The 22639-nt window shown below is 60.8% G+C and carries 16 protein-coding genes and 4 tRNA genes; 3 read left to right on the top strand and 17 right to left on the bottom strand.

Features of this window, described 5'->3' with window-relative positions; translation table 11 throughout:
- Positions 1-5: 5 nt before the first annotated feature.
- The 8 genes from truA to leuC all read right to left on the bottom strand — a co-directional run bounded on the left by truA (position 6) and on the right by leuC (position 10816).
- Positions 6-830: a tRNA pseudouridine(38-40) synthase TruA gene (truA, locus tag CKW21_RS07240; RefSeq protein WP_095193691.1), complete on the bottom strand. Its 825-nt coding sequence runs from the start codon at positions 828-830 to the stop codon at positions 6-8.
- Positions 831-1138: 308 nt separating this feature from the next.
- Complete coding sequence (locus tag CKW21_RS07235) at positions 1139-4042, bottom strand: FimV/HubP family polar landmark protein (protein WP_095193307.1); 2904 nt, start codon at positions 4040-4042, stop codon at positions 1139-1141.
- Between the two features lie 207 nt (positions 4043-4249).
- Positions 4250-5260, bottom strand: a complete 1011-nt coding sequence (locus tag CKW21_RS07230; RefSeq protein WP_095193306.1) for an aspartate-semialdehyde dehydrogenase — start codon at positions 5258-5260, stop codon at positions 4250-4252.
- A gap of 259 nt (positions 5261-5519) precedes the next feature.
- On the bottom strand, positions 5520-6632 hold the full coding sequence (gene asd / locus CKW21_RS07225; protein ID WP_046026895.1) for an aspartate-semialdehyde dehydrogenase: 1113 nt from the start codon (positions 6630-6632) through the stop codon (positions 5520-5522).
- 68 nt (positions 6633-6700) lie between these two features.
- Positions 6701-7783 carry a 3-isopropylmalate dehydrogenase gene (gene leuB, locus CKW21_RS07220; RefSeq protein ID WP_095193305.1) on the bottom strand — a complete coding sequence of 361 codons (1083 nt, stop codon included), beginning with the start codon at positions 7781-7783 and terminating at the stop codon, positions 6701-6703.
- Positions 7784-7835: 52 nt separating this feature from the next.
- On the bottom strand, positions 7836-8603 hold the full coding sequence (locus CKW21_RS07215) for a class I SAM-dependent methyltransferase (RefSeq protein WP_095193304.1): 768 nt from the start codon (positions 8601-8603) through the stop codon (positions 7836-7838).
- A gap of 138 nt (positions 8604-8741) precedes the next feature.
- On the bottom strand, positions 8742-9386 hold the full coding sequence (gene leuD / locus CKW21_RS07210) for a 3-isopropylmalate dehydratase small subunit (protein ID WP_095193303.1): 645 nt from the start codon (positions 9384-9386) through the stop codon (positions 8742-8744).
- An 11-nt stretch (positions 9387-9397) separates the two neighbouring features.
- Positions 9398-10816: a 3-isopropylmalate dehydratase large subunit gene (gene leuC / locus CKW21_RS07205; protein ID WP_095193302.1), complete on the bottom strand. Its 1419-nt coding sequence runs from the start codon at positions 10814-10816 to the stop codon at positions 9398-9400.
- A 148-nt stretch (positions 10817-10964) separates the two neighbouring features.
- Between leuC and CKW21_RS07200 the strand changes: the two genes are divergently transcribed.
- The 3 genes from CKW21_RS07200 (at position 10965) to CKW21_RS07190 (ending at position 17935) form a co-directional block, all read left to right on the top strand.
- A complete protein-coding gene (locus CKW21_RS07200) occupies positions 10965-11855 on the top strand; it encodes a LysR family transcriptional regulator (RefSeq protein WP_095193301.1) in 891 nt (296 codons plus the stop codon).
- 66 nt (positions 11856-11921) lie between these two features.
- Positions 11922-15200 (top strand): PAS domain S-box protein, encoded by a 3279-nt coding sequence (locus CKW21_RS07195; RefSeq protein WP_095193300.1) that lies wholly within the window; start codon positions 11922-11924, stop codon positions 15198-15200.
- Between the two features lie 458 nt (positions 15201-15658).
- Positions 15659-17935, top strand: a complete 2277-nt coding sequence (locus CKW21_RS07190) for a nitric-oxide reductase large subunit (RefSeq protein WP_095193299.1) — start codon at positions 15659-15661, stop codon at positions 17933-17935.
- A 50-nt stretch (positions 17936-17985) separates the two neighbouring features.
- On the opposite strand, the gene CKW21_RS07185 is transcribed toward CKW21_RS07190, so the two are convergent.
- The 9 genes from CKW21_RS07185 to CKW21_RS07145 all read right to left on the bottom strand — a co-directional run bounded on the left by CKW21_RS07185 (position 17986) and on the right by CKW21_RS07145 (position 22337).
- Positions 17986-18432 (bottom strand): Hsp20 family protein, encoded by a 447-nt coding sequence (locus tag CKW21_RS07185; protein ID WP_095193298.1) that lies wholly within the window; start codon positions 18430-18432, stop codon positions 17986-17988.
- 131 nt (positions 18433-18563) lie between these two features.
- Positions 18564-19523 (bottom strand): tRNA-dihydrouridine synthase, encoded by a 960-nt coding sequence (locus tag CKW21_RS07180; protein WP_095193297.1) that lies wholly within the window; start codon positions 19521-19523, stop codon positions 18564-18566.
- 215 nt (positions 19524-19738) lie between these two features.
- Positions 19739-20188 carry a thioesterase family protein gene (locus CKW21_RS07175; protein ID WP_095193296.1) on the bottom strand — a complete coding sequence of 150 codons (450 nt, stop codon included), beginning with the start codon at positions 20186-20188 and terminating at the stop codon, positions 19739-19741.
- A gap of 48 nt (positions 20189-20236) precedes the next feature.
- Positions 20237-21070, bottom strand: a complete 834-nt coding sequence (locus CKW21_RS07170) for an alpha/beta fold hydrolase (RefSeq protein WP_095193295.1) — start codon at positions 21068-21070, stop codon at positions 20237-20239.
- 28 nt (positions 21071-21098) lie between these two features.
- Positions 21099-21638, bottom strand: coding sequence for a TetR/AcrR family transcriptional regulator (locus CKW21_RS07165; protein ID WP_095193294.1), 540 nt, complete (start codon positions 21636-21638; stop codon positions 21099-21101).
- A gap of 183 nt (positions 21639-21821) precedes the next feature.
- Positions 21822-21897, bottom strand: a tRNA-Glu gene (locus CKW21_RS07160).
- A gap of 80 nt (positions 21898-21977) precedes the next feature.
- A tRNA-Ala gene (locus tag CKW21_RS07155) sits at positions 21978-22053 on the bottom strand.
- Positions 22054-22106: 53 nt separating this feature from the next.
- Positions 22107-22182 (bottom strand) — tRNA-Glu (locus tag CKW21_RS07150).
- A 79-nt stretch (positions 22183-22261) separates the two neighbouring features.
- A tRNA-Ala gene (locus tag CKW21_RS07145) sits at positions 22262-22337 on the bottom strand.
- Positions 22338-22639: the final 302 nt, after the last annotated feature.

Raw genomic sequence — 22639 nt, 5'->3', positions numbered from 1 at the left:
GGGCGTCAGCCGTCAAGTTCGGAGAAACCGGTCAGGAAGTGCGGCCCGATGTATCGCTCGGGCAATTCGAACTCGTCACGGTACTCGACCTGCACCAGATACAACCCGAACGGATGCGCCGTCACCCCACCGGTACGGCGGATCCGGCTCTCCAGCACTTCCTTCATCCATTCCACCGGACGCTCGCCAGCGCCGATGGTCATCAGTACACCGGCAATGTTGCGCACCATGTGGTGCAGGAAGGCATTGGCGCGGATATCCAGCACGATCATCTTGCCGTGGCGCGTGACGCGCAGGTGATGCAATTGCTTGATCGGCGACTTGGCCTGGCACTGACCGGCGCGAAAGGCGCTGAAGTCATGGGTTCCCACCAGGTATTGAGCCGCCTCGGCCATACGCTCGACGTCCAGCGGACGGTGGTTCCAGGTGATTTCTTCATTGAGGTGCGCCGGGCGGATCTGATCGTTGTAGATCACATAGCGGTAGCGCCGGGCGATGGCCTTGAACCGTGCATGAAAATGCGCCGGCATGACCTTGGCCCAACTGACACTGACGTCGTGCGGCAAGTTGATGTTGGCGCCCATGACCCAGGCTTTCATCGACCGTTCGACCTGGGTATCGAAATGCACCACCTGACCACAGGCATGCACGCCGGCATCCGTACGCCCGGCGCAGAGCAGCGACACGGGAGAGTCGGCGACTTTGGACAAGGCGTTTTCGAGGGTTTCCTGCACAGTGAGCACACCGGAGGCCTGGCGCTGCCAGCCGCGATATCGCGAGCCCTTGTATTCAACGCCCAACGCGATCCGGAAAAAGCCGTCGGCCGCCATTTCGGCGGCCGGGTTATCTATGTTTGCCAAGGGGAACAGCCTGCTGATGTACGCAATGGCGGGCATTATAAGGCTGTGGGACGGGGATGCCAGTACAACAGTCGGTGCAGTGTTGAATGTGACGCCCTCTTCGCGAGCAGGCTCGCTCCCACAGTGGATCGGGGGTGCCCATCATTTGTGTCTCACGCCAATCCTTGTGGGAGCGAGCCTGCTCGCGAAAGCGGCCCGGCAGGCACCCTCACACTATCGACACAAACAAAAACGGCAGCCCCACCGGGCTGCCGCTTTGCTTATAACGAGTCGATCACTCAAGCCAGGCGCGCCAGCATCTCCTTGGCTTCGCTCTTCTGGCCATCGTCGCCTTCGGTCACCACCTCATTGAGGATGTCCCGGGCGCCGTCGTTGTCACCCATGTCGATGTAGGCCTGAGCCAGATCGAGCTTGGTGGCGACTTCGTCGGTGCCGGACAGGAAATCGAATTCCGGCTCGTCGTCCACGGTCGCCAGGGCGTCGTCCACGGTGAAAGTTGGCTCGCTGAGGCTCTGGGACAAGCGATCAAGCTCCGCATTGACGTCATCCAGCTCAGCGGCGAATGCATCCGGCGCGTCAGGAGCATCCATCTCGTCAGCCAGGGACAGATCGAAATCGGCCGGCAGCTCCAGATCGTCCAGCGTTACATGCGCAGCCGTCGGCGCTTCGGCGACAGGCAGGTCCTTGACGTCGTCGTCCAGGCTCAGCAGGAACTCGTCTTCGGCCAGGGTCGCCGGCGAAGGCTCGCCACCGAGATCCATGTCCAGATCGAAGGCCGACAGGTCGTCGAGGTTTTCCTTGATTTCAGTCTGCTGCTGCAGCACCGACTCAAAGCTCAGGTCGTCGTCCTGCGGGAAGTCTTCCAGCTCGTCCAGGGTTGCAGCAACTTCCGGTTCAGGCAAAGGCTGCGGGGCCGGTGCAACGGCTACCGGCGTAATGTTGTCCAGATCGTCGAGACTCAGATCGAAAGCACTGTCGAAATCGTCATCGGTCGGAATTGAGGCCAGGGCTTGCGGTTCGGGCTCAGGTTCCGGTTGCGCTGCTGGCGCAACGGCTACCGGCGTAATGCTGTCCAGATCGTCGAGACTCAGATCGAAAGCACTGTCGAAATCGTCATCGGTCGGAATTGAGGCCGGGGCTTGCGGCTCGGGCTCAGGTTCCGGTTGCGCTGCTGGCGCAACGGCTGCTGGCGTAACGCTGTCCAGATCATCCAGGCTCAGATCGAAAGCACTGTCTAAATCGTCTTCGGCCCGCACCTCTGCGGGAGCTTGCGGCTCGTCCAGCAGCAGGTCCTTGACGTATTGCGCGTCCAGTTCGGCAGCGGCGGCGGCAGCAGCAATTCCACCGGCGGCCACCAGCGCCATGGCCGGGAAACGGCTTTTCAGTTTTTCGACCTGGGCGAAATTGTCGCCATTGGCCACCAGTTGACGCTCCTGAACCACGAATGCGTCGCGGTCGCCCTGCAAGCCGTAGACCTCCATCAGCTTCAGGCGCAAATCACTGCGCTGCGGCGCTTGCTTGACGCCCTCTTCCAGCAACGCGGCAGCCTGATTCAGACGTCCGGCGGCAATGTGCGACTGAGCCTGGCCCAACACATCGTCGGAACGCTCGGCGGCCGGCGCCACCAGTGGTGCGGCGATCGGCGGCGTCACCACGACCGGAGCAATCACCGACGCCGGAGCTGGCGCAGGTGGCGGCACGGTAGCGCGCTTCACGCTTGGCGGTGGTACTTCCAGCCCGTCGAAGCTGCTTTCCGGCAGATCGAGATCGGCGGAAAACGGCTGATCTTCGGCCAAGGCGCGGGCCATGCGCAGATGTTTCTCGGCTTCCTGCTGGGCTTTGCGGCGACGTGCCAGCAACAGCAGCAACAGCAACACCACCACTGCCCCGCCACCGGCCAGACCCAACAGCCATGGATTGGTCAGCAATTCGTTGAATTTCTGCTCGTCGGAGGCTGGCGATGCAGCCTCGGCTGGTGGCTCGGCCGGAGCCACTGCAGTCTCAGGCGCGGCCGGAGTCGGTGTCGCAGGCACAGGTTCGGCAGGCGCTGCCCCAGGGCTGGCCGCCAGCTCAGCGGTGATCGCCGGAGCGGCCGCGGCAGGAGTGGCATCCGGCCCACCTGCGGCGCCTTCGGCCTGCAGCTTGGCCAGTTGATTGTTCTTCAATTCGATCAGGCGTTGCAGCTTGTCCATCTGACTTTGAAGATCGGAGATGCGGCTTTTCAGTTCCTCGTTATCACGACGGGTCGTATCGAGGCTTTCCTGGGTGACCGCCAGCTTGTTGCTCAAGGCCTTGGCATCACCGGCTGGACCTTTGCCGCGGGCTTTTCCGGACTCGGCAGAAACCAGGCTCAGATTATCCCGCCCGGCTTGCGTCGACACGGCTTCACCGCGGCCGCGATTGGTGGCATCGAGTTGTTGCTGCCCGGTTCCAGGCTTGGGCACATAACGACGCCCCTGACGCCAGGCAGTGTTTTGAGCAGCCACTTCAGCGATGGCCTTGGACTGCGGCAGGCTGGCAGTTTGCGCCTGATCCGGCAGGCGCAGCACCTGCCCGGTTTTCAGGCGGTTGATGTTGCCGTCGATAAAGGCATCCGGGTTCAGCGCCTGGATGGCCAGCATGGTTTGTTGAATCGACCCGCCGTTACGGGCCTTCGCGGCGATTTCCCACAGGGTATCGCGCGCCGAAGTGGTGTATTGGGATGGCTGGGTCGCACCGGTGACCGGCGTTGTGCCTTGAGTCGGTACAGGCTGCGCAGCCGCTTCAGCGGTTTGCGGCGAGAATTTGGACGGATCGAGCAGCACGCTGTAATCGCGCAACAGACGACCGTTGGGCCACATCACTTGAACCAGGAATTTCACCATCGGTTCGGAAAGAGGCTGGCTGGAGGTCACACGCAGGATGCTTTTGCCGCTGGCGTTCAACACCGGGGTGAAGGTCAGGTCGTTGAGAAACGCCTGGCGATCGACACCGGCCTTGGCGAAATCTTCAGGTGACGCCAGGCTCGGCACCACTTCGGCAGCGGTGAGTTCCTTGACGTCGAGCAACTCGATTTCCGCCACCAGCGGCTGGTTCAGCGTCGACTTCAGGGTCAATTCCCCGAGCCCGAGGGCATGCGCCATACCGGAGGACAGCGCCGAGGCGGCCGCTATTGCTAACACCAGTTTGCGAACTTGAACCATAGCTCATCCTTAGTTTGAACATTCCTCGGCCAGCGAGAAGGTATTGATTGCCGCTGCCGTAAGGCATGGCGCGCGGCGGCGAAGGGTCGTCGCGCGCGATTGTTTCGTGCATGCCCCGGAAAGCCCCACTGGGTGACTCGCCTTCAGCATTCCGGCCAAGCATGGCGCTCGCCCGAAACCATTCGAAAATTTGTCGCCAAGTATCTTTTACAGCAGGTCTTTTATCAACAATTCGGCCAGCTGCACAGCATTAAGCGCCGCGCCTTTGCGTACGTTATCTGACGTCAGCCACACATTTAGTTCCGACAGGTCGTCGATACCGTGGCGAACCCGACCAACGTAGACCACATCCTGCCCTACCGCGTCGCCGACCGGTGTCGGGTAGTCGCCGGCTTCGACCAGCTCGATACCGGGGGCGTCCTCCAGCGCGGCGTTGACTTTGGCCAGGTCGATCTCACTCGCCGACTGCAAGGTCACGCTAAAGCTATCGCCAAAAAACACCGGGGCTTGAATGCAAGTGACAGAAATCTTTAATGCAGGCAGCGCCATGACCTGGCGCAGCTCGCGCACCAGGCGCTTTTCCAGCAGCGTATGGCCTTGTTCATCCGGCTTGCCGACCTGAGCCAACAGGTTGAAGGCCATCTGCCGGTCGAAGAATGTCGGCTCAAGAGGACGCACATTGAGCAGTTCGGCAGTCTGCCGCGCCAGCTCGGTGACGGCTTCACGCCCCTGGGCAGACACTGCAAGGCTCGCCGTCAGGCTGACGCGCTGCAAATCGAGCAAGCCCAACAGCGGTGCGAGTACCACCGCCAGGGTGGTGGCCGAGGGGCTCGGGCTGCTGATCTGGAACGGTTTTTTCAGGCTGGCCAACACGTGTGCATTGGCTTCCGGTACCACTTGCGGCGCCTGATCGGCGGGCAATGCGCCGGACAGGTCGATCACCGAACAACCGGCGGCCGTGGCACGCGATGCGAAACTCAGGGTGACCGCCGGGCCAGCGGCGAAAAACACCAGTTGGACCTTGCTGAAGTCGAACTCATCGACTTCCCGCACCCGTACGTTCTTGCCGCGAAACGGCACTGAACTGCCGGCGGATTCGCTGCTGGCCAGCAGGTGCAGGTTGCCGACCGGGAAGTCGCGTTCTTCAAGAATCTGCACGAGCGTTTCGCCGACAGTACCGGTGGCGCCGATCACGGCAATATCAAAGGACTGGCTCATGGTTTTACCTCTGGCGAAACGGGGGGAGCGGCACTTTACCGGGTGGTGGGCATGCAGGCAATTCTGCCAAGGGTTTGCGGTGACTGTGATGGCCTCATCGCTGGCAAGCCAGCTCCCACAGGTTGTACGCCAGTTTTGAAAACGCGCACGACCTTGTGGGAGCTGGCTTGCCAGCGATGGCGGTTTGACTGATGACCCAACGCCCATAAAAAAACCCGCACCTCTTTCAAGGCGCGGGTTCTTTCATTGCTTCAGTCGATCAACGCTCAAGCAGGATCCGCAGCATGCGACGCAGCGGTTCGGCCGCGCCCCACAGCAGCTGGTCGCCAACGGTGAACGCGCCGACGAATTGCGAACCCATGTTCAGCTTGCGCAGACGGCCGACCGGTACGTTCAGGGTGCCGGTGACTTTCGTCGGGCTCAGCTCCTGCATGCTGATATCGCGGTTGTTCGGCACCAGCTTGACCCATGGGTTGTGCTGGCTGATCAGACCTTCGATGTCGGCGATCGGTACGTCTTTGTTCAGCTTGATGGTCAAGGCCTGGCTGTGGCAGCGCATGGCGCCGATGCGCACGCAAATGCCATCCACCGGGATCGGGCTCTTGAAACGACCGAGGATCTTGTTGGTCTCGGCCTGGGCCTTCCACTCTTCGCGGCTCTGACCGTTCGGCAGTTCCTTGTCGATCCACGGGATCAGGCTGCCGGCCAGCGGTACACCGAAGTTTTCGGTCGGGTACGCGTCGCTGCGCATGGCTTCGGCGACACGGCGGTCGATGTCGAGGATCGCGCTGGCCGGGTCGGCCAGTTGATCAGCGACAGCAGCGTGGGTTGCGCCCATTTGCTTGATCAGTTCACGCATGTTCTGCGCGCCGGCACCGGAGGCCGCCTGATAGGTCATGGCGCTCATCCACTCCACCAGGCCGGCTTCGAACAGGCCGCCCAGGCCCATCAGCATCAGGCTGACGGTGCAGTTGCCGCCGATGTAGTTCTTGGTGCCCGCGTCCAGCTGCTGGTCGATGACCTTGCGGTTGACCGGGTCCAGCACGATGACCGCGTCATCCTGCATGCGCAGGCTGGAAGCGGCGTCGATCCAGTATCCCTGCCAGCCGGCTTCGCGCAGCTTGGGGAAGACTTCGCTGGTGTAGTCGCCACCCTGGCAGGTCAGAATCACGTCAAGGGTTTTCAGCTCTTCAATGCTGTAAGCGTCCTTGAGCGGGGCAATGTCCTTGCCCACGGACGGGCCTTGGCCACCGACATTGGAAGTGGTGAAAAACACCGGCTCGATAAGATCGAAATCCTGCTCTTCCAGCATCCGCTGCATGAGCACGGAACCGACCATACCGCGCCAACCGATCAGACCTACACGTTTCATCGCAACTACACCTTCTTGAAATGTGGGCCGCTGCTTTCGGGGGTGAAATGGGCAGCGGGCCCGAGAGATTACAGATTCCGCAGCGCGGCGACTACTGCGTCACCCATTTGCTGCGTACCGACTTTAGTGCAACCGGTCGACCAGATGTCACCCGTGCGCAAGCCCTGATCCAGCACCAGGCTGACGGCTTTCTCGATGGCATCGGCCGCGGCCTGCTGATTGAAGCTGTAACGCAGCATCATGGAGACCGACAGAATGGTCGCCAACGGGTTGGCGATGCCCTGGCCGGCGATGTCCGGCGCCGAACCGTGGCAAGGCTCGTACATGCCCTTGTTGTTGGTGTCCAGGGACGCCGACGGCAGCATGCCGATGGAACCGGTGAGCATCGACGCCTGGTCGGACAGGATGTCGCCGAACATGTTGTCGGTGACGATCACGTCGAACTGCTTCGGTGCGCGCACCAGCTGCATGGCAGCGTTGTCGACGTACATGTGGCTCAGTTCGACTTCAGGGTAATCCTTGGCGACTTGCTCGACCACTTCACGCCACAACTGACTGGATGCCAGTACGTTGGCCTTGTCCACCGAACACAGCTTCTTGTTGCGCACCATGGCCATGTCGAAACCGACACGCGCGATGCGACGGATTTCGCTTTCGCTGTACGGCAGGGTGTCGTAGGACTGACGTTCGCCGTTTTCCAGGGTACGGGTGCCGCGTGGCGCGCCGAAGTAGATGCCGCCGGTCAGTTCGCGAACGATCAGGATGTCCAGGCCGGACACGATTTCCGGCTTCAGGCTCGAAGCCTCGGCCAATTGCGGATACAGGATCGCCGGACGCAGGTTGCCGAACAGGCCCAGTTGCGCACGGATTTTCAGCAGACCCCGCTCAGGGCGGATGTCACGCTCGATAGTGTCCCATTTCGGACCGCCCACGGCGCCCAGCAGCACCGCATCGGCCGCACGGGCACGCTCGAGGGTTTCGTCGGCCAGCGGCACACCGTGCTTGTCGATGGCCGCGCCACCGATCACGTCGTGGCTCAACTCGAAGCCCAGGGCGAACTTGTCGTTGGCCAGTTCCAGGACCTTGACCGCTTCGGCCATGATTTCCGGGCCAATACCGTCACCTGGGAGAATCAGAATCTGCTTGCTCATGCTTTCCTCATGTCATCAGTCGGTGCGCCCAGGGGCGCGCCCGGAAAAATTCTTATCGTTCGGCCATCAGGACCAGCACATCGGTACTGAACGAACCATCGGCCTCAATCTCAAAATATTCGCGTACTTCGTTGCCCATCGACTGCTGCAATTCGCGGATCGCCGCGCGCATCACCTGCGGCGTACGCATGCGTTCGACCCAGGAGTTGTACTCCAGGCGCAGCCGCTGACGCGTGGTGCTGCGGGTGTGCAACCCTGCCTCACTGACCTGGCGCAACCACTCACCGGCGGAATAATCGCGCACATGACTGGTGTCACGCAGCACTTCGACGCTTTGCAGGTAAGTGTCGAACAACGGGCTGCCCGGTGACAACACATCGATGAACGCCGCTACGCCACCCGGTTTCAGCACCCGGCGAACTTCCCGCAGGGCCAGGCCGAGATCGCTCCAATGGTGTGCCGAATACCGGCTGAAGACGAAATCAAACTCGCCATCGGCGAATGGCAGGCGCTCGGCGGCGCCAAGGGCCGTGGACACGTTGCTCAGCCCACGATCGACCGCGGCAGCGGTAACCACGTCGAGCATCTGCTGCGACAGGTCGTAGGCCACGACTCCTTTCACCAACGCAGCCACGTGAAAACTGACATGACCGGCGCCGCAGCCCAGGTCCAGCACACGGGCATCGCCCTGCCCCGCCAGTTCGGCCTGTAGCAGTGCGAATTCGGTGCCTTGAGCGTGGACAGCGCTGCTCAGGTAGGCCGCGGCCTGTTCACCGAATTGCTTCTGGACTACCTGACTGTGCTGGGCGGTGCTGGTCATGGGGGACTTCCTTTTTCAGGGTTTAGTCTTGTGGTGCTGATTCGGGCCTCTTCGCGAGCAGGCTCGCTCCCACAGTGGAATGCATTCGAATGTGGGAGCGAGCCTGCTCGCGAAGGCGTCATCACGCCTTACGCATACTTACGCGTCGCGAAACAACCAAGGCTGGCTCGCCCGGTGCCTGGCTTCGAACGCCGCAATCGCATCGCCGTCCTGCAAGGTCAGGCCGATATCGTCCAGGCCATTGAGCAGGCAGTGCTTGCGGAATGCATCGATTTCGAAGTTCAGCACCTTGCCGTCCGGACGGGTCACGGTCTGGGCTTGCAGATTGATCTGCAACTGGTAGCCCGGATTGGCCTCGACCTGCTTGAACAGCTCATCGACTTCAGCGTCGCTCAAGATGATCGGCAGCAAGCCGTTCTTGAAGCTGTTGTTGAAGAAGATGTCGGCGTAGCTCGGCGCGATGATGCTGCGGAAACCGTATTCTTCCAGCGCCCAGGGCGCGTGCTCGCGGCTGGAGCCGCAACCGAAGTTCTCGCGGGCCAGCAACACGCTGGCACCTTGATAGCGTTCGGCGTTGAGGACGAAGTCCTTGTTCAGCGGCCGCTTGGAGTTGTCCTGATACGGCTGGCCCACGTCCAGGTAGCGCCACTCATCGAACAGGTTCGGGCCGAACCCGGTGCGCTTGATCGACTTCAGAAATTGCTTCGGGATGATCTGGTCGGTGTCGACGTTGGCACGATCCAGAGGCGCGACAAGTCCAGTGTGCTGGGTGAAAGCTTTCATGCTGCGCTCCTTTAGATCAATTCACGGACGTCGACGAAACGACCGTTTACCGCGGCGGCTGCGGCCATGGCCGGGCTGACGAGGTGGGTACGGCCACCGGCGCCCTGACGCCCTTCGAAGTTTCGGTTGGAGGTCGAAGCGCAATGTTCGCCCGACTCCAAGCGGTCAGGGTTCATCGCCAGGCACATCGAGCAACCCGGCTCGCGCCATTCGAAACCGGCTTCGAGGAAAATCTTGTCCAGGCCTTCCGATTCGGCCTGCGCCTTCACCAGACCCGAGCCCGGCACCACGATGGCCTGCTTGATGGTCGAAGCCACTTTGCGGCCCTTGGCAATGACCGCAGCAGCGCGCAAATCTTCGATCCGCGAATTGGTGCAAGAGCCGATGAACACGCGGTCCAGCTGAATGTCGGTGATCGCCTGATTGGCGGTCAAACCCATGTATTTCAAGGCACGCTCGATGGAACCGCGCTTGACCAGGTCCATTTCCTTCGCAGGATCCGGCACGTTCTGATCGACCGCCAACACCATCTCGGGCGAAGTACCCCAGCTGACTTGCGGCTTGATCTGAGTGGCGTCGAGCTCGACGACGGTATCGAACACCGCATCGGCGTCGGACACCAGGTCTTTCCAGGCTTCGACCGCCAGGTCCCACTCAGCGCCTTTCGGAGCGAACGGACGGCCCTTGACGTAGGCCACGGTTTTTTCGTCTGCAGCCACCAGACCGACGCGCGCACCGGCTTCGATGGACATGTTGCAGATGGTCATGCGGCCTTCGACGGACAGGTCGCGAATCGCGCTGCCGGCGAATTCGATGGCGTGGCCGTTACCGCCGGCGGTGCCGATCTTGCCGATCACGGCGAGAACGATGTCCTTGGCGGTCACGCCGAATGGCAATTGGCCTTCGACGCGCACCAGCATGTTCTTCATTTTCTTGGCGACCAGGCACTGGGTGGCGAGCACGTGCTCGACCTCGGAAGTGCCAATACCGTGGGCCAGGGCACCGAACGCGCCGTGGGTCGAGGTATGGGAGTCGCCGCAGACCACGGTCATGCCCGGCAAGGTGGCGCCCTGCTCCGGGCCGATGACGTGGACGATGCCTTGGCGGACGTCATTCATCTTGAACTCGACGATGCCGTATTCGTCGCAGTTATCGTCGAGGGTCTGGACCTGCAAACGCGAGACCTGGTCGGCAATGGCTTCGATACCGCCCTTGCGCTCCGGAGTCGTCGGAACGTTGTGGTCCGGGGTCGCGATGTTGGCATCGATGCGCCACGGCTTGCGCCCGGCCAGACGCAGGCCTTCAAAGGCTTGCGGCGAGGTCACTTCATGGATGATGTGACGGTCGATGTAGATCAGCGCAGAGCCATCGTCGCGCTGCTTGACCAAATGCGAATCCCAGAGCTTGTCGTAGAGCGTTTTGCCGGCCATCAGACGGTTTCCTCATCAGCTTGTTTCTATGCCCCGGGCTTTGACAGTTTCAATAACCCTTTGGCTTGTGAGGCTGATCCTATGGGGTTACATTAAATAACTCAAATTCATATTTTTTATGCTTTGGATAACCAACTGGAATGCATCCATGGACCTGGCCAATCTCAATGCCTTTATCGCCATCGCCGAGACTGGAAGCTTCTCCGGGGCCGGTGAACGGCTGCATCTGACTCAACCGGCGATCAGTAAACGCATCGCCGGGCTGGAACAGCAATTAAAGGTGCGACTGTTCGATCGGCTGGGCCGTGAAGTCGGCCTGACCGAGGCAGGTCGCGCCCTGCTGCCCCGTGCCTATCAGATCCTGAACGTTCTCGATGATACGCGCCGCGCCCTGACCAACCTCACCGGCGAGGTGACCGGTCGTCTGACCCTGGCCACCAGTCACCACATCGGCCTGCACCGTTTGCCGCCCTTATTAAGGGAGTTCACCCGACGCTACCCGGACGTCGCGCTGGATATTCAGTTTCTCGATTCGGAAGTGGCCTACGAAGAGATCCTGCATGGCCGCGCCGAACTGGCGGTCATCACCCTGGCACCGGAGCCCCACGCGCTGGTCAAGGCCACGCCTGTGTGGGACGACCCGCTGGATTTCGTCGTCGCCCCGGAGCATTCGCTGCTGCACAACGGCAAAGTCAGCCTGGCGGACATCGCCCGCCATCCGGCGGTATTCCCCGGCGGCAACACCTTTACGCACCATATCGTCCAGCGTCTATTCGAAGCCCAGGGCCTGACGCCGAACATCGCCATGAGCACCAATTACCTGGAAACCATCAAGATGATGGTATCGATCGGCCTGGCCTGGAGCGTCCTGCCGCGCACCATGCTTGATGATCAAGTTGCGCGAATACCTTTGCCGGGCATACAACTGTCTCGCCAGCTAGGCTATATCCTGCACACAGAACGGACGCTGTCGAATGCAGCACGGGCTTTCATGGCCTTGCTGGATGCTCAAATCGATTTGCCAGGGACTCAAGGCTGACTTGTGCTACGCCTATAGAGCCGCGAATTCCTGTGCCTAATGCCCACTTCAGCCTAAGGCTTGCCAATGCCGAAATCTGTTGACCGTATTCCGCCGATGCCGCGTATCCAGGCACTTGACCCCAAACGCTCCGAGCAGAGCTGGGAAAGTGCCCCCCAATTGCTGGCCGCCCTGAACGGTGCGCGTCTGGGTGCGTGGTATTGGGATATCGAGCGCGGCCAGATCAGCTGGTCTCGGGGTACACAGGCATTGTTCGGCTTTGATCCACGGCAACCTTTGCCGGCCGATCTGGAATACCTCGACTTGCTGCCCCCCGAAGACCGGGCGAAAGCCGTTCGCGCCTTCCATGCGGTGATCGCCGGAGCACCGCTGGAACAAGCGATGCACCACCGCATTCGCTGGCCTGACGGCAGCCTGCATTGGCTGGAGATCAACGGCAGCCTGCTGCCGGACAAGCATGGTCGCCCACGGATGATCGGCGTGATCCGCGAAATCACTCACCAGCGCCAGCGCGAACAGGCGTTGAGCAGTTCGGAAAAGCGCTTCGCCACGTTGTTTCACCTGTGCCCGAACATGGTGCTGCTGACCCGTCAGGAAGACGGCCTGATCACCGAAGCCAACCAGTATTTCGAAAGCCTGTTCGGCTGGCCGGTGCAGGACGCCATCGGCCGTACCACCCTGGAGCTGGGCCTGTGGGTGCACCCCGAGCAACGGTCGGAACTGGTCAAGGCCACCAAGGCCAAGGGCGAACTGACCAGCATGGAGGTGCAGTTCCGCGCCAGCAACGGCCAGATCCACGACGGCATCCTCAGCGCGCAAAAGGTCGAACTCGAGGGTCAGCCCTATCTGCTGAGCACCTTCCTCGACACCACCGAGCGCAAAGCTGCCGAGCATGCGCTCAAAGACAGCCAGGAACGCCTCGACCTGGCCCTGGATTCGGCGCAACTGGGCACCTGGGACTGGCACATCCCCAGCGGCATGCTCTATGGCTCGGCACGCGCCGCGCAGTTGCACGGCATGGAGCCCAAACCCTTCCATGAGTCTTTCGAAGAGTTTTTCGAAGGCGTGCCCGGCGAAGAACGCAGCTCCATGCGCGACGCCTACCGCAGCTTGCGCGAAGGCCCGGCCGGCAACTATCAACTGACCTATCGCGTGCAACTGCCGGACGGCAGCTCGCGCTACCTGGAAAGCCGTGCCCGACTCTACCGCGATGACAACGGCGTGCCGCTGCGCATGGCCGGCACCTTGCTCGACATCACCGACCAGGTTGAACGCGAACAACGGCTGGTGGCGTCCGAGGAAAAGTTCGCCACGCTGTTCCAGGTCAGCCCGGACCCGATCTGCGTGACCCGCCAGGACACCGGGCAGTTCATCGAGATCAACTCCAGCTTCACCCAGACGTTCGGCTGGAGCGCCGCCGACGTGATCGGCCGCAGCGCCGACGAAATCGGCCTGTGGGATGCTTCGGCGAAAAGCCTGCAGCGGATCGAACAGGTGATCCGCGAACAAGCGCTCAACAATGTGGCGATCATCGTCCAGCACAAGGACGGGCAATCCTTGACCTGCGTGATTTCCAGCCGCCAGATCAGCGTCGGCGACCAGCCGTGCATCGTCACCACCCTGCGCGACATTACCCAGCAACAACGCTCGGAAGCGGCGCTCAAAGCCAGTGAAGAGAAGTTCGCCAAGGCGTTCCACTCCAGCCCCGACGCCATCACCATCACCGAACGCGACACCGGGCGCTACCTGGAGGTCAACGACGGCTTCTGCCGCCTGACCGGCTACCGCGCCGACGAAGTGATCGGTCGCACGGTGTATCAGGTCGGCATCTGGGCCGAAGAGAAGCAACGTTCGGCGTTGCTGGCCGAACTGCAGATCAAGGGCCGGGTCCATCACCAGGAAATGCTCGGGCGCAACAAGCGCGGCGAGTTGTTGACTGTCGAAGTCTCGGTGGAGCCGATCACCCTCAATGAAACCGCCTGCCTGTTGCTGACCGCGCGGGACGTCAGCCTGCTGAAAAACGCCGAGGCACAGATCCGCCACCTCGCCTACCACGACCCGCTGACCAACCTGCCCAACCGCGCGCTGCTGATGGATCGCCTGAGCCAGCAGATTGCCCTGCTCAAGCGCCACAACCTGCGCGGCGCGCTGATGTTCCTCGACCTCGACCACTTCAAGCACATCAACGACTCGCTCGGCCATCCGGTGGGCGATACGGTGCTGAAAATCATCACCGCGCGCCTGGAAGCCAGCGTGCGCATGGAAGACACCGTCGCGCGCCTGGGCGGTGACGAATTCGTGGTGCTGCTCAGCGGCCTCGAAGGTTCGCGCAACGAGGTCAGCAACCAGGTGCGGGGACTGGCCGACACCTTGCGCGAATTATTGTCCGAGCCGATGTTCCTCGACGGCCAGCGCCTGCAGGTGACACCGAGTATCGGCATTGCGCTGATTCCCGATCACGGCTCGACGCCGACCGACCTGCTCAAACGCGCCGATATCGCCCTGTATCGCGCCAAGGATTCGGGGCGCAATACCGCGCAGATGTATCACAACACCATGCAGAAGGCCGCGAGCGAGCGCCTGCGCATGGAGACAGATCTACGCCTGGCGCTGTCCCGGGGTGAGTTCCGCGTGCACTACCAACCCCAACTCGACGCCCGGGATAATCGCATCGTCGGTGCCGAAGCGCTGGTGCGCTGGACCCATCCGGAACTCGGCGCGCAATCGCCCGCCGAGTTCATCAAGGTACTGGAGGACAGCGGCCTGATCCTGGAAGTGGGTACCTGGATCATCGACGAGGCCTGCCAGGCCTTCAGGCATCTGATCGTCAACGGACTGGTGGACCCGCAGGATTTCAGCCTGTGCGTGAACATCAGCCCACGGCAATTCCGCCAGAATGACTTCGTCGAGCGCATCGAAGAGAGCCTTGCCCACTACGGCCTGCCCTGCTCCCTGCTGAAACTGGAAATCACCGAAGGCATCGTCATCCAGAACCTGGAAGACACCATCAGCAAAATGCTGCGCCTGAAAAAACTCGGTGTGAGCTTTGCCATGGACGATTTCGGCACCGGCTATTCCTCATTGACCTACCTCAAGCGCCTGCCGGTCGACACCCTGAAAATCGACCAGTCGTTCATTCGCGACGCCACCACCGACCCCAACGACGCCGAAATCATCCGCGCCATCGTCGCCATGGCCCGCAGCCTGGAACTGAAAGTGATTGCCGAAGGCGTGGAGACACAAGACCAGCTCGATTTCCTGCAGGGGCTGGGTTGTCACTTTTACCAGGGGTATCTGCACAGCTTGCCGTTGCCGGTGGAAGAGTTTCAGACACTGCTGGGGTAAAACCGATCAAATGTGGGAGCGAGCCTACTGTGGGAGCGAGCCTACTGTGGGAGCGAGCCTGCTCGCGAAGGCGGTGTGTCAGTCAATATTGATGTCGACTGACACTCTGTCTTCGCGAGCAGGCTCGCTCCCACATTGGCTTCTGGTGCTTACAAAGAAAGTTCGCAGGCGAGCCGTAATCCTCGGACAAGCCCGCTTTCATACCTGTGTATGAATCGCTTAAACCCACACATGACCCCACTGACCCTGTGTACGAGTGACGTCGTACCGGGTGCGACTTACATTGAGACCACGCATTCGGTCGGCAGACAAACGTCTCGCCCCGCCGATGAATGATCGCGGCAGCCGATCATTCTCCCGTGCAATACCCCGGCCACTCTTCCCGATCACAGGGCCGGGTTTTCTGCGCCCGCATACCCGTTATGCGGGCGTTTTTTTTGGAACATTGAGGTGATTCCATGGGTGAATACCGCAAATTATGGTGGTCGCTGATTGGCGTCCTCGGCGTAAGCTTCTGCCTGCTCGGATGGTTCGGCCGCGAGATCTATCGGCAGGCACCGCCCATTCCCGAGCAGGTGCAAAACGTCGAAGGCAAGACCCTGTTCCGAGCCTCCGACATCCTCGACGGCCAGACCGCCTGGCAGGGCATTGGCGGCATGCAGCTGGGCTCGATCTGGGGTCATGGCGCCTATCAGGCGCCGGACTGGACCGCCGACTGGCTGCACCGCGAGTTGCTCGCCTGGCTGGACCTGGCGGCGCAGCAGACTTACGGCAAGGCTTACCAGGCCATCGACGACGATCAGCAGGCTCTGTTGCGTCATCAACTCAAACGCGAGTACCGCGGCAACCGGCTGGTGAACGGCACCCTGGTGCTCAGCGAGCGCCGCGTGCAAGCCATCGCGCAAACCGCTGCGTATTACCATGCGCTGTTCGGCAACGACGCTTCGCTGCACGGCAGCCGCGAAAGTTTCGCCATGAAAGAAAACACCTTGCCCGACGCCGCGCGACGCCAGCAGTTGACGTACTTTTTCTTCTGGACCGCCTGGGCCGCCGCTACCGAACGCGACGGCCAGGACGCGACCTTTACCAACAACTGGCCCCACGAACCCTTGATCGATAACCACCCGACCGCCGAAAACATCGTCTGGTCGATTGTCAGCATCGTCGTGTTGCTGGCGGGTATCGGTTTCCTGGTCTGGGGCTGGGCATTCTTGCGCAACCACGAAGAAGGCGAGCCCAAGGTCCCGGCCAAGGATCCATTGAGCCTGATCAAACTCACACCTTCGCAAAAGGCCCTGGGCAAGTACTTGTTGCTGGTCGGTGGGCTATTCGGCTTCCAGGTATTGATGGGCGGGGTGACGGCGCATTACACGGTCGAGGGCCAGGATTTCTACGGGCTGCCGCTGTCGAAGTGGTTCCCCTACTCGCTGACCCGGACCTGGCATTTGCAGAGCGCCATGTTCTGGATCGCCACCGGCTTCCTCGCGGCCGGCCTGTTTCTGGCGCCGTTCATCAACGGCGGCAAAGACCCGAAATGGCAGAAGCTCGGCGTCGATGTGCTGTTCTGGGCGCTGGTACTGGTGGTTGTGGGGTCATATGCAGGCAACTTCCTCGCCATCGCGCAATTGATGCCACAGGACTGGAGCTTCTGGCTGGGGCATCAGGGTTACGAATACGTAGACCTGGGCCGTCTGTGGCAAATCGCCAAGTTTGCCGGGATCGTGTTCTGGCTGGTGCTGATGTTGCGCGCCATGGTTCCTGCCCTGCGTCAGCCCGGTGATAAAAACCTGCTGGCGCTGCTCGCGGCGTCGGTGGTGGCCATCGGCCTGTTCTATGGCGCGGGGTTGTTCTACGGCGAGCGCACCAACCTGTCGGTCATGGAATACTGGCGCTGGTGGGTCGTGCATCTGTGGGTCGAAGGTTTCTTTGAAGTCTTTGCCACCACCGCCCTGGCCTTCATCTTTACCAGCATGGGCCTGGTATCCAAGCGCCTGGCCACCACCGCCACCCTCGGCTCGGCCTCGCTGTTCATGCTCGGCGGCGTTCCCGGCACGTTTCACCACATCTACTTCGCCGGCACTACCACGCCGGTGATGGCCGTGGGCGCAACCTTCAGCGCGCTGGAAGTGGTCCCGCTGATTTTGCTGGGGCACGAAGCCTGGGAAAACTGGCGCCTGAAAGAACGCGCAACCTGGATGGCGCAGATTCGTTGGCCGCTGCAATTCTTCATCGCCACGGCGTTCTGGAACATGCTGGGTGCCGGCGTGTTCGGCTTCCTGATCAACCCGCCGATTGCGCTGTTTTACATCCAGGGCCTGAATACCACGCCCATGCATGCACACGCGGCCTTGTTCGGGGTTTACGGCTCGCTGGCGCTGGGCTTCAGCCTGCTGATCCTGCGTTACCTGCGACCGAACCTGCAGTTCAACGATCGACTGATGAACACCGGGTTCTGGTGGCTCAACGGCGGCCTGATGCTGATGATCGTCACCAGCCTCCTGCCCATCGGCATCCTGCAGTTCTACGCGAGCGCCAGCCAGGGCTTGTGGTACGCCCGCAGCGAAGCGTTCATGCAGCAGGACCTGCTGCAAACCCTGCGCTGGGTCCGCACCTTCGGCGACATCGTGTTTCTGGTGGGTGCCTTTGCCGTGATCTGGCAAATCGCCGGTGGCTTACTGTTTTCGTCCCGGCATCCGCGTGTCGTGGAAGCGGCGACAGTCAGCCGGCAGCGTTAAAACGCAGGTACAAAAAAGGGCGCCAACGGCGCCCTTTTCATTACTTCGGCTTAGTGTTGCAGAGCCGGCTTTTGCGTCCCGTTGATCGGGATGCGTTTGGCTTTCGCCTCTTCCGGAACAACCCGCAGCAGATCGATGCTCAACAGCCCGTTGCTGAGGCCGGCGGCCTTGATTTCGATGTGATCCGCCAGGCGGAAGGACAGTTTGAAGGCACGCTGAGCGATGCCTTGATGCAGGAAGGTCACGCCTTCGTTGGCATCACGTTTGCCGCCACTGATGGTCAGCACACCCTTTTCCACTTGCAGCTCCAGGTCGTCTTCCTGGAAACCGGCTGCCGCCACGACGATGCGGTATTGGTCGTCACCGTGCTTTTCGACGTTATAGGGTGGATAGGTGCTGCCTGGCTCGTTGCGCAGGGCGGTTTCGAACAGGTCGTTGAAACGGTCGAAGCCTACCGAGGAACGGAACAGAGGCGCCAGGGAAAATGCAGTACTCATGATTCAAATCTCCTGAAAACAATCAGCAAGGTTTTTTGTCTCCGCGACCCGAATTCGGCATCGCGTAACCCTTAGATAGGGACCGCTGATTGCATTTCAAGAGTTTTTTTCGGTTTTTTTTAACAATGGGTTCAGGCTGCTTCAGCCATCGGCAGCCCCAGCAAACGCGAAACCTGATCCAGCTCGGTCTCGCGCCGCAAGACAGTGAACAGCTCAACCGCTTCGGGGTAATTGCGCGTCAGCATCGCCAGCCACTGCTTCAATCGTCCCGGCGATTGACGTGGCGTCATCTGTGCCTTGGCTTGCAGCCAGAAGTCCTGAAGCAGCGGCAGCAGTTCGGCCCAGGTCATCTCGACAACCTCCTCGCCGGCACGCGCCGCGGCGATTTGCCGGGCCAGATCCGGACGCGAAACCAGACCGCGGCCCAGCATGATGTCTTCCACGCCGCTGATCTCGCGGCAACGGCGCCAGTCTTCAACGCTCCAGATATCGCCGTTGGCAAACACCGGCACCTTGACCACGTCCTGTACCCGCGGAATCCATTCCCAGTGCGCCGGAGGCTTGTAGCCGTCGGTCTTGGTCCGCGCGTGAACCACAATGTGCTCCGCGCCCCCTTCGGCCAGGGCGGTGGCACACACCAGCGAACCGTCCGGGCTGTCGAAGCCCAGACGCATCTTGGCCGTCACCGGAATGTGCGCCGGAACGGCGCGCCGGACATGTTCGACGATCCGGTTCAGCAGCTCAGGCTCCTTGAGCAGCACCGCGCCACCACGGGATTTGTTCACGGTCTTGGCCGGGCAGCCGAAGTTCAGGTCGATCACTTTCGAGCCCAGCTCACAGGCCAGCGCGGCGTTTTCCGCCAGGCAAACCGGGTCTGAACCCAACAATTGCACGCGCAGCGGCACGCCGGACGCGGTTCGGGCTCCGGTCAGCAGTTCAGGGCCGAATTTGTGGAAATAGGCCGGCGTCAGCAGTTGATCGTTGATCCGGATAAATTCGGTCACGCACCAATCGATACCGCCCACACGGGTCAGTACGTCGCGCAGGATGTTGTCGACCAACCCCTCCATGGGCGCCAAAGCAATTTGCATGAAAAACACACTCAACGAAAAACGTGCGGCAGTTTACTGGTTTCGGAGGGAATCTGCAGAACATCGCAGATCACCCCGTGGGAGCAGTGCCGAGCACAAAAAGTCCCGATCACCCCAATCAACTGTGGGAGCGAGCCTGCTCGCGAAAGCGGCGTATCAGTCGGCATCAATATTGAATGTGCCGTCGTCTTCGCGAGCAAGCCCGCTCCCACATTTCAGATTTTGGCGGTGTACATTATCTGCAACGCCGGACCATAGCCCTCAATGAACTCCGCCGGCATGCGCTTGGGCTTGCCCGTGGACAGTTCGATGCAGACGAAGGTGGTTTGCGCGCGCAGCAACGTCGAATTGTCGCTGGGGCGCTTCAACTGGAAATGGCGGGTCATTTTCAGGCGCTGGTCCCAATCGACGATCCACGTCGCCAATTGCAGTTCGTCGCCTTCATAGGCGGCCGCCAGGTAATCGATCTCATGCCGCACCACCGCCATCGCCCGGTCCAGTCGACGGTATTCGACCAGATCCAGGCCAAGGCGTTGGGAGTGGCGCCAGGCACAGCGTTCGAGCCAGGTCACATACACCGCGTTGTTGGCGTGCCCCAGGCCGTCGATATCCTCGGCGCCCACCTGCAGATCAATAATAAATGGCGTTGCCCGATCCCAGCCCATGCCCCACTCCCGGTCAGATGATTTCGACCGGGGCAGTGTAACGGATGCTCAGGCCGATTGGCGCGATTGCAGGCTACGACCGGCCAGCAGTGATAACACACCATCAATGACCCGCGGATCAGCAAGGACCCGCTGATGACCACCCTCCTCCAGGCGCAACAGGCGGCTGTCGAACCAGGCTTCGTGGATCAATTGCGATTCCTTGACCGGGACGAAATTGTCGTCCTCGGCATGGACAATCAGACCAGGCATGTCCAGTTGATAGTGCGCGACATCCAGCGTGGCAGCACGCATGCCAACGTCCTTCTCGACTTGGCGAATGAATGCCGAACGGGCTTTCGGTGGCAATCGCACATAGCGGGCAAAACCACGGAGTACACCGAGGATCCGCGCCGGCGCGGCGATGCTGACCAGCGTTTCAGTCCGCAAGCCCAGTTGCACGGCAAGCATGGCACTGGCGCCGCCCATGGAATGACCGATGACAGCCTGCAGTGGCGGTAATTCGGCGGCGGCTTCGAGCATGGCACGGGCAAACAACACGACATTCGCCTCGGTGCCCGGAGAACGACCGTGTGCCGGACCATCGAGGGCAACCACGGTGTAACCGGCATCGACGAGCGCGGTGATAAGGCTGGCAAACTGCGTCGGCCGACCTTCCCAGCCGTGCATCAGCAACACCGCCGGCCCCTGCCCCCAACGCAACGCCGAGAGACCGAAACGCAAAGTGATCCGCTCGGACTTTGCCAGCAACGGCAATTCCCAATCACGCGGTGGAAAATCTCGCGGCGTCATGAACGCCAATCGCATTTTGCTTGCGACCAGTTTTGGAGCAAACCAACCCAAGGTGCCATTAACGCCACGAACCCACTTCAACGTGCTCATCGCTGTCTCCCAAGGCTTTGCCTTCAGGTCAACGCACCGCAGACTTGGCGGCGCGAAGCAATCGATCGGATAAATCACCAGGACCCAGCGCCCGTGCAAGCGCCAGACCGCCCACCATCAAGGCCATGTCGGCCAAAGCTTTGTCGATATCTTCAGGACTGGCCGCCAACTGCGCGACCATCAACTCCAAATGCTCATTCAGCGCGATCCGGAACGTCTCAGGCAGACGTCCGAGCTCGCCGATCGAGGCCGGGATCGGGCACGCAGACTCGCTGGAATCACGGTGTTTGCGTGACAGATAGAACGCAGCGACCAAGGCGCGACGCTCTTCACCGGTCAACTCGGCATCCATGTCGGCAATCAAGTCACGACGGCGACCCAGCAACTGCTTGAACGCCTCCAGCATCATCGCGTCCTTGCTTTCGAAGTGCGCATAGAAGCCGCCGACAGTCAGGCCGGCCGCGCCCATCACTTCGCCCACGCTCGGTTCGGCCGGGCCACGCTGAATCAGCGCTGCGCTGGCGGCCTTGAGAATGCGTTCGCGGGTTTGAGCTTTTTTATCGTTCATCGTTGCCTCCGAATATTACGACTAGAATATTATTCTCATAATAATTTTCTGCAAGTCGTGGATGTGACCGCTGGTCTGAAGAACAGTTTGAAAGAAATGGGGGATTTGGCCAAACGCCAGACAAACAAAAGGGCCATTCAATAATTGAATGACCCTTATAAAATCCCGCAGAGCGGGTAATCGTGGCGTCCCCTAGGGGACTCGAACCCCTGTTACCGCCGTGAAAGGGCGGTGTCCTAGGCCACTAGACGAAGGGGACACAAACCCTTCTATACAACTGATCAGTGCTGAGTGCTGATCGATTCAAGGCCGGTGTGGCCAGACCTTGAACTGTAAAATTGGTGGAGCTAAGCGGGATCGAACCGCTGACCTCCTGCATGCCATGCAGGCGCTCTCCCAGCTGAGCTATAGCCCCGGATTTTTCGCCTCGCGGCGGAGCAACATCTTGCAACATCGCTTCTGTAAAACTGGCGTCCCCTAGGGGACTCGAACCCCTGTTACCGCCGTGAAAGGGCGGTGTCCTAGGCCACTAGACGAAGGGGACGCAAACCCTTCTATACAACTGATCAACGCTGAGTGTTGATCGCTTCAAGGCCGGTGTGGCCAGGCCTTGAAGTGTAAATTGGTGGAGCTAGACGGGATCGAACCGTCGACCTCTTGCATGCCATGCAAGCGCTCTCCCAGCTGAGCTATAGCCCCTCATCGTTGATGTCATCGCTGAGGACGGGGCGAATCTTAAGGGCGTATCGAAAGGCTGTCAAACTTATTTTTCAAAAAATTTAAAGTTTTTTGCCGACATAACAATCACTTACCGCCCTCCCCCCGAAAATCCGGGGGAAAGCGCCGAAGAGCAGGATCAAAAGATCGCAGCCTTCGGCAGCTCCTTGTATCTCGACTATCGCTCCATCAGGAGCGATAGTTCTCGACTGATCATCGAGGGAGGGACTTGGAAGCCGTGCAGCTCCTTAGGCTTTTTGCCTGTGATGTAGATCGTGCTCCAG

The sequence above is a fragment of the Pseudomonas sp. Irchel 3A7 genome, from assembly GCF_900187565.1.
Taxonomy (GTDB): Bacteria; Pseudomonadota; Gammaproteobacteria; order Pseudomonadales; family Pseudomonadaceae; genus Aquipseudomonas.
This window is presented reverse-complemented; position numbering and strand designations above follow the sequence as displayed.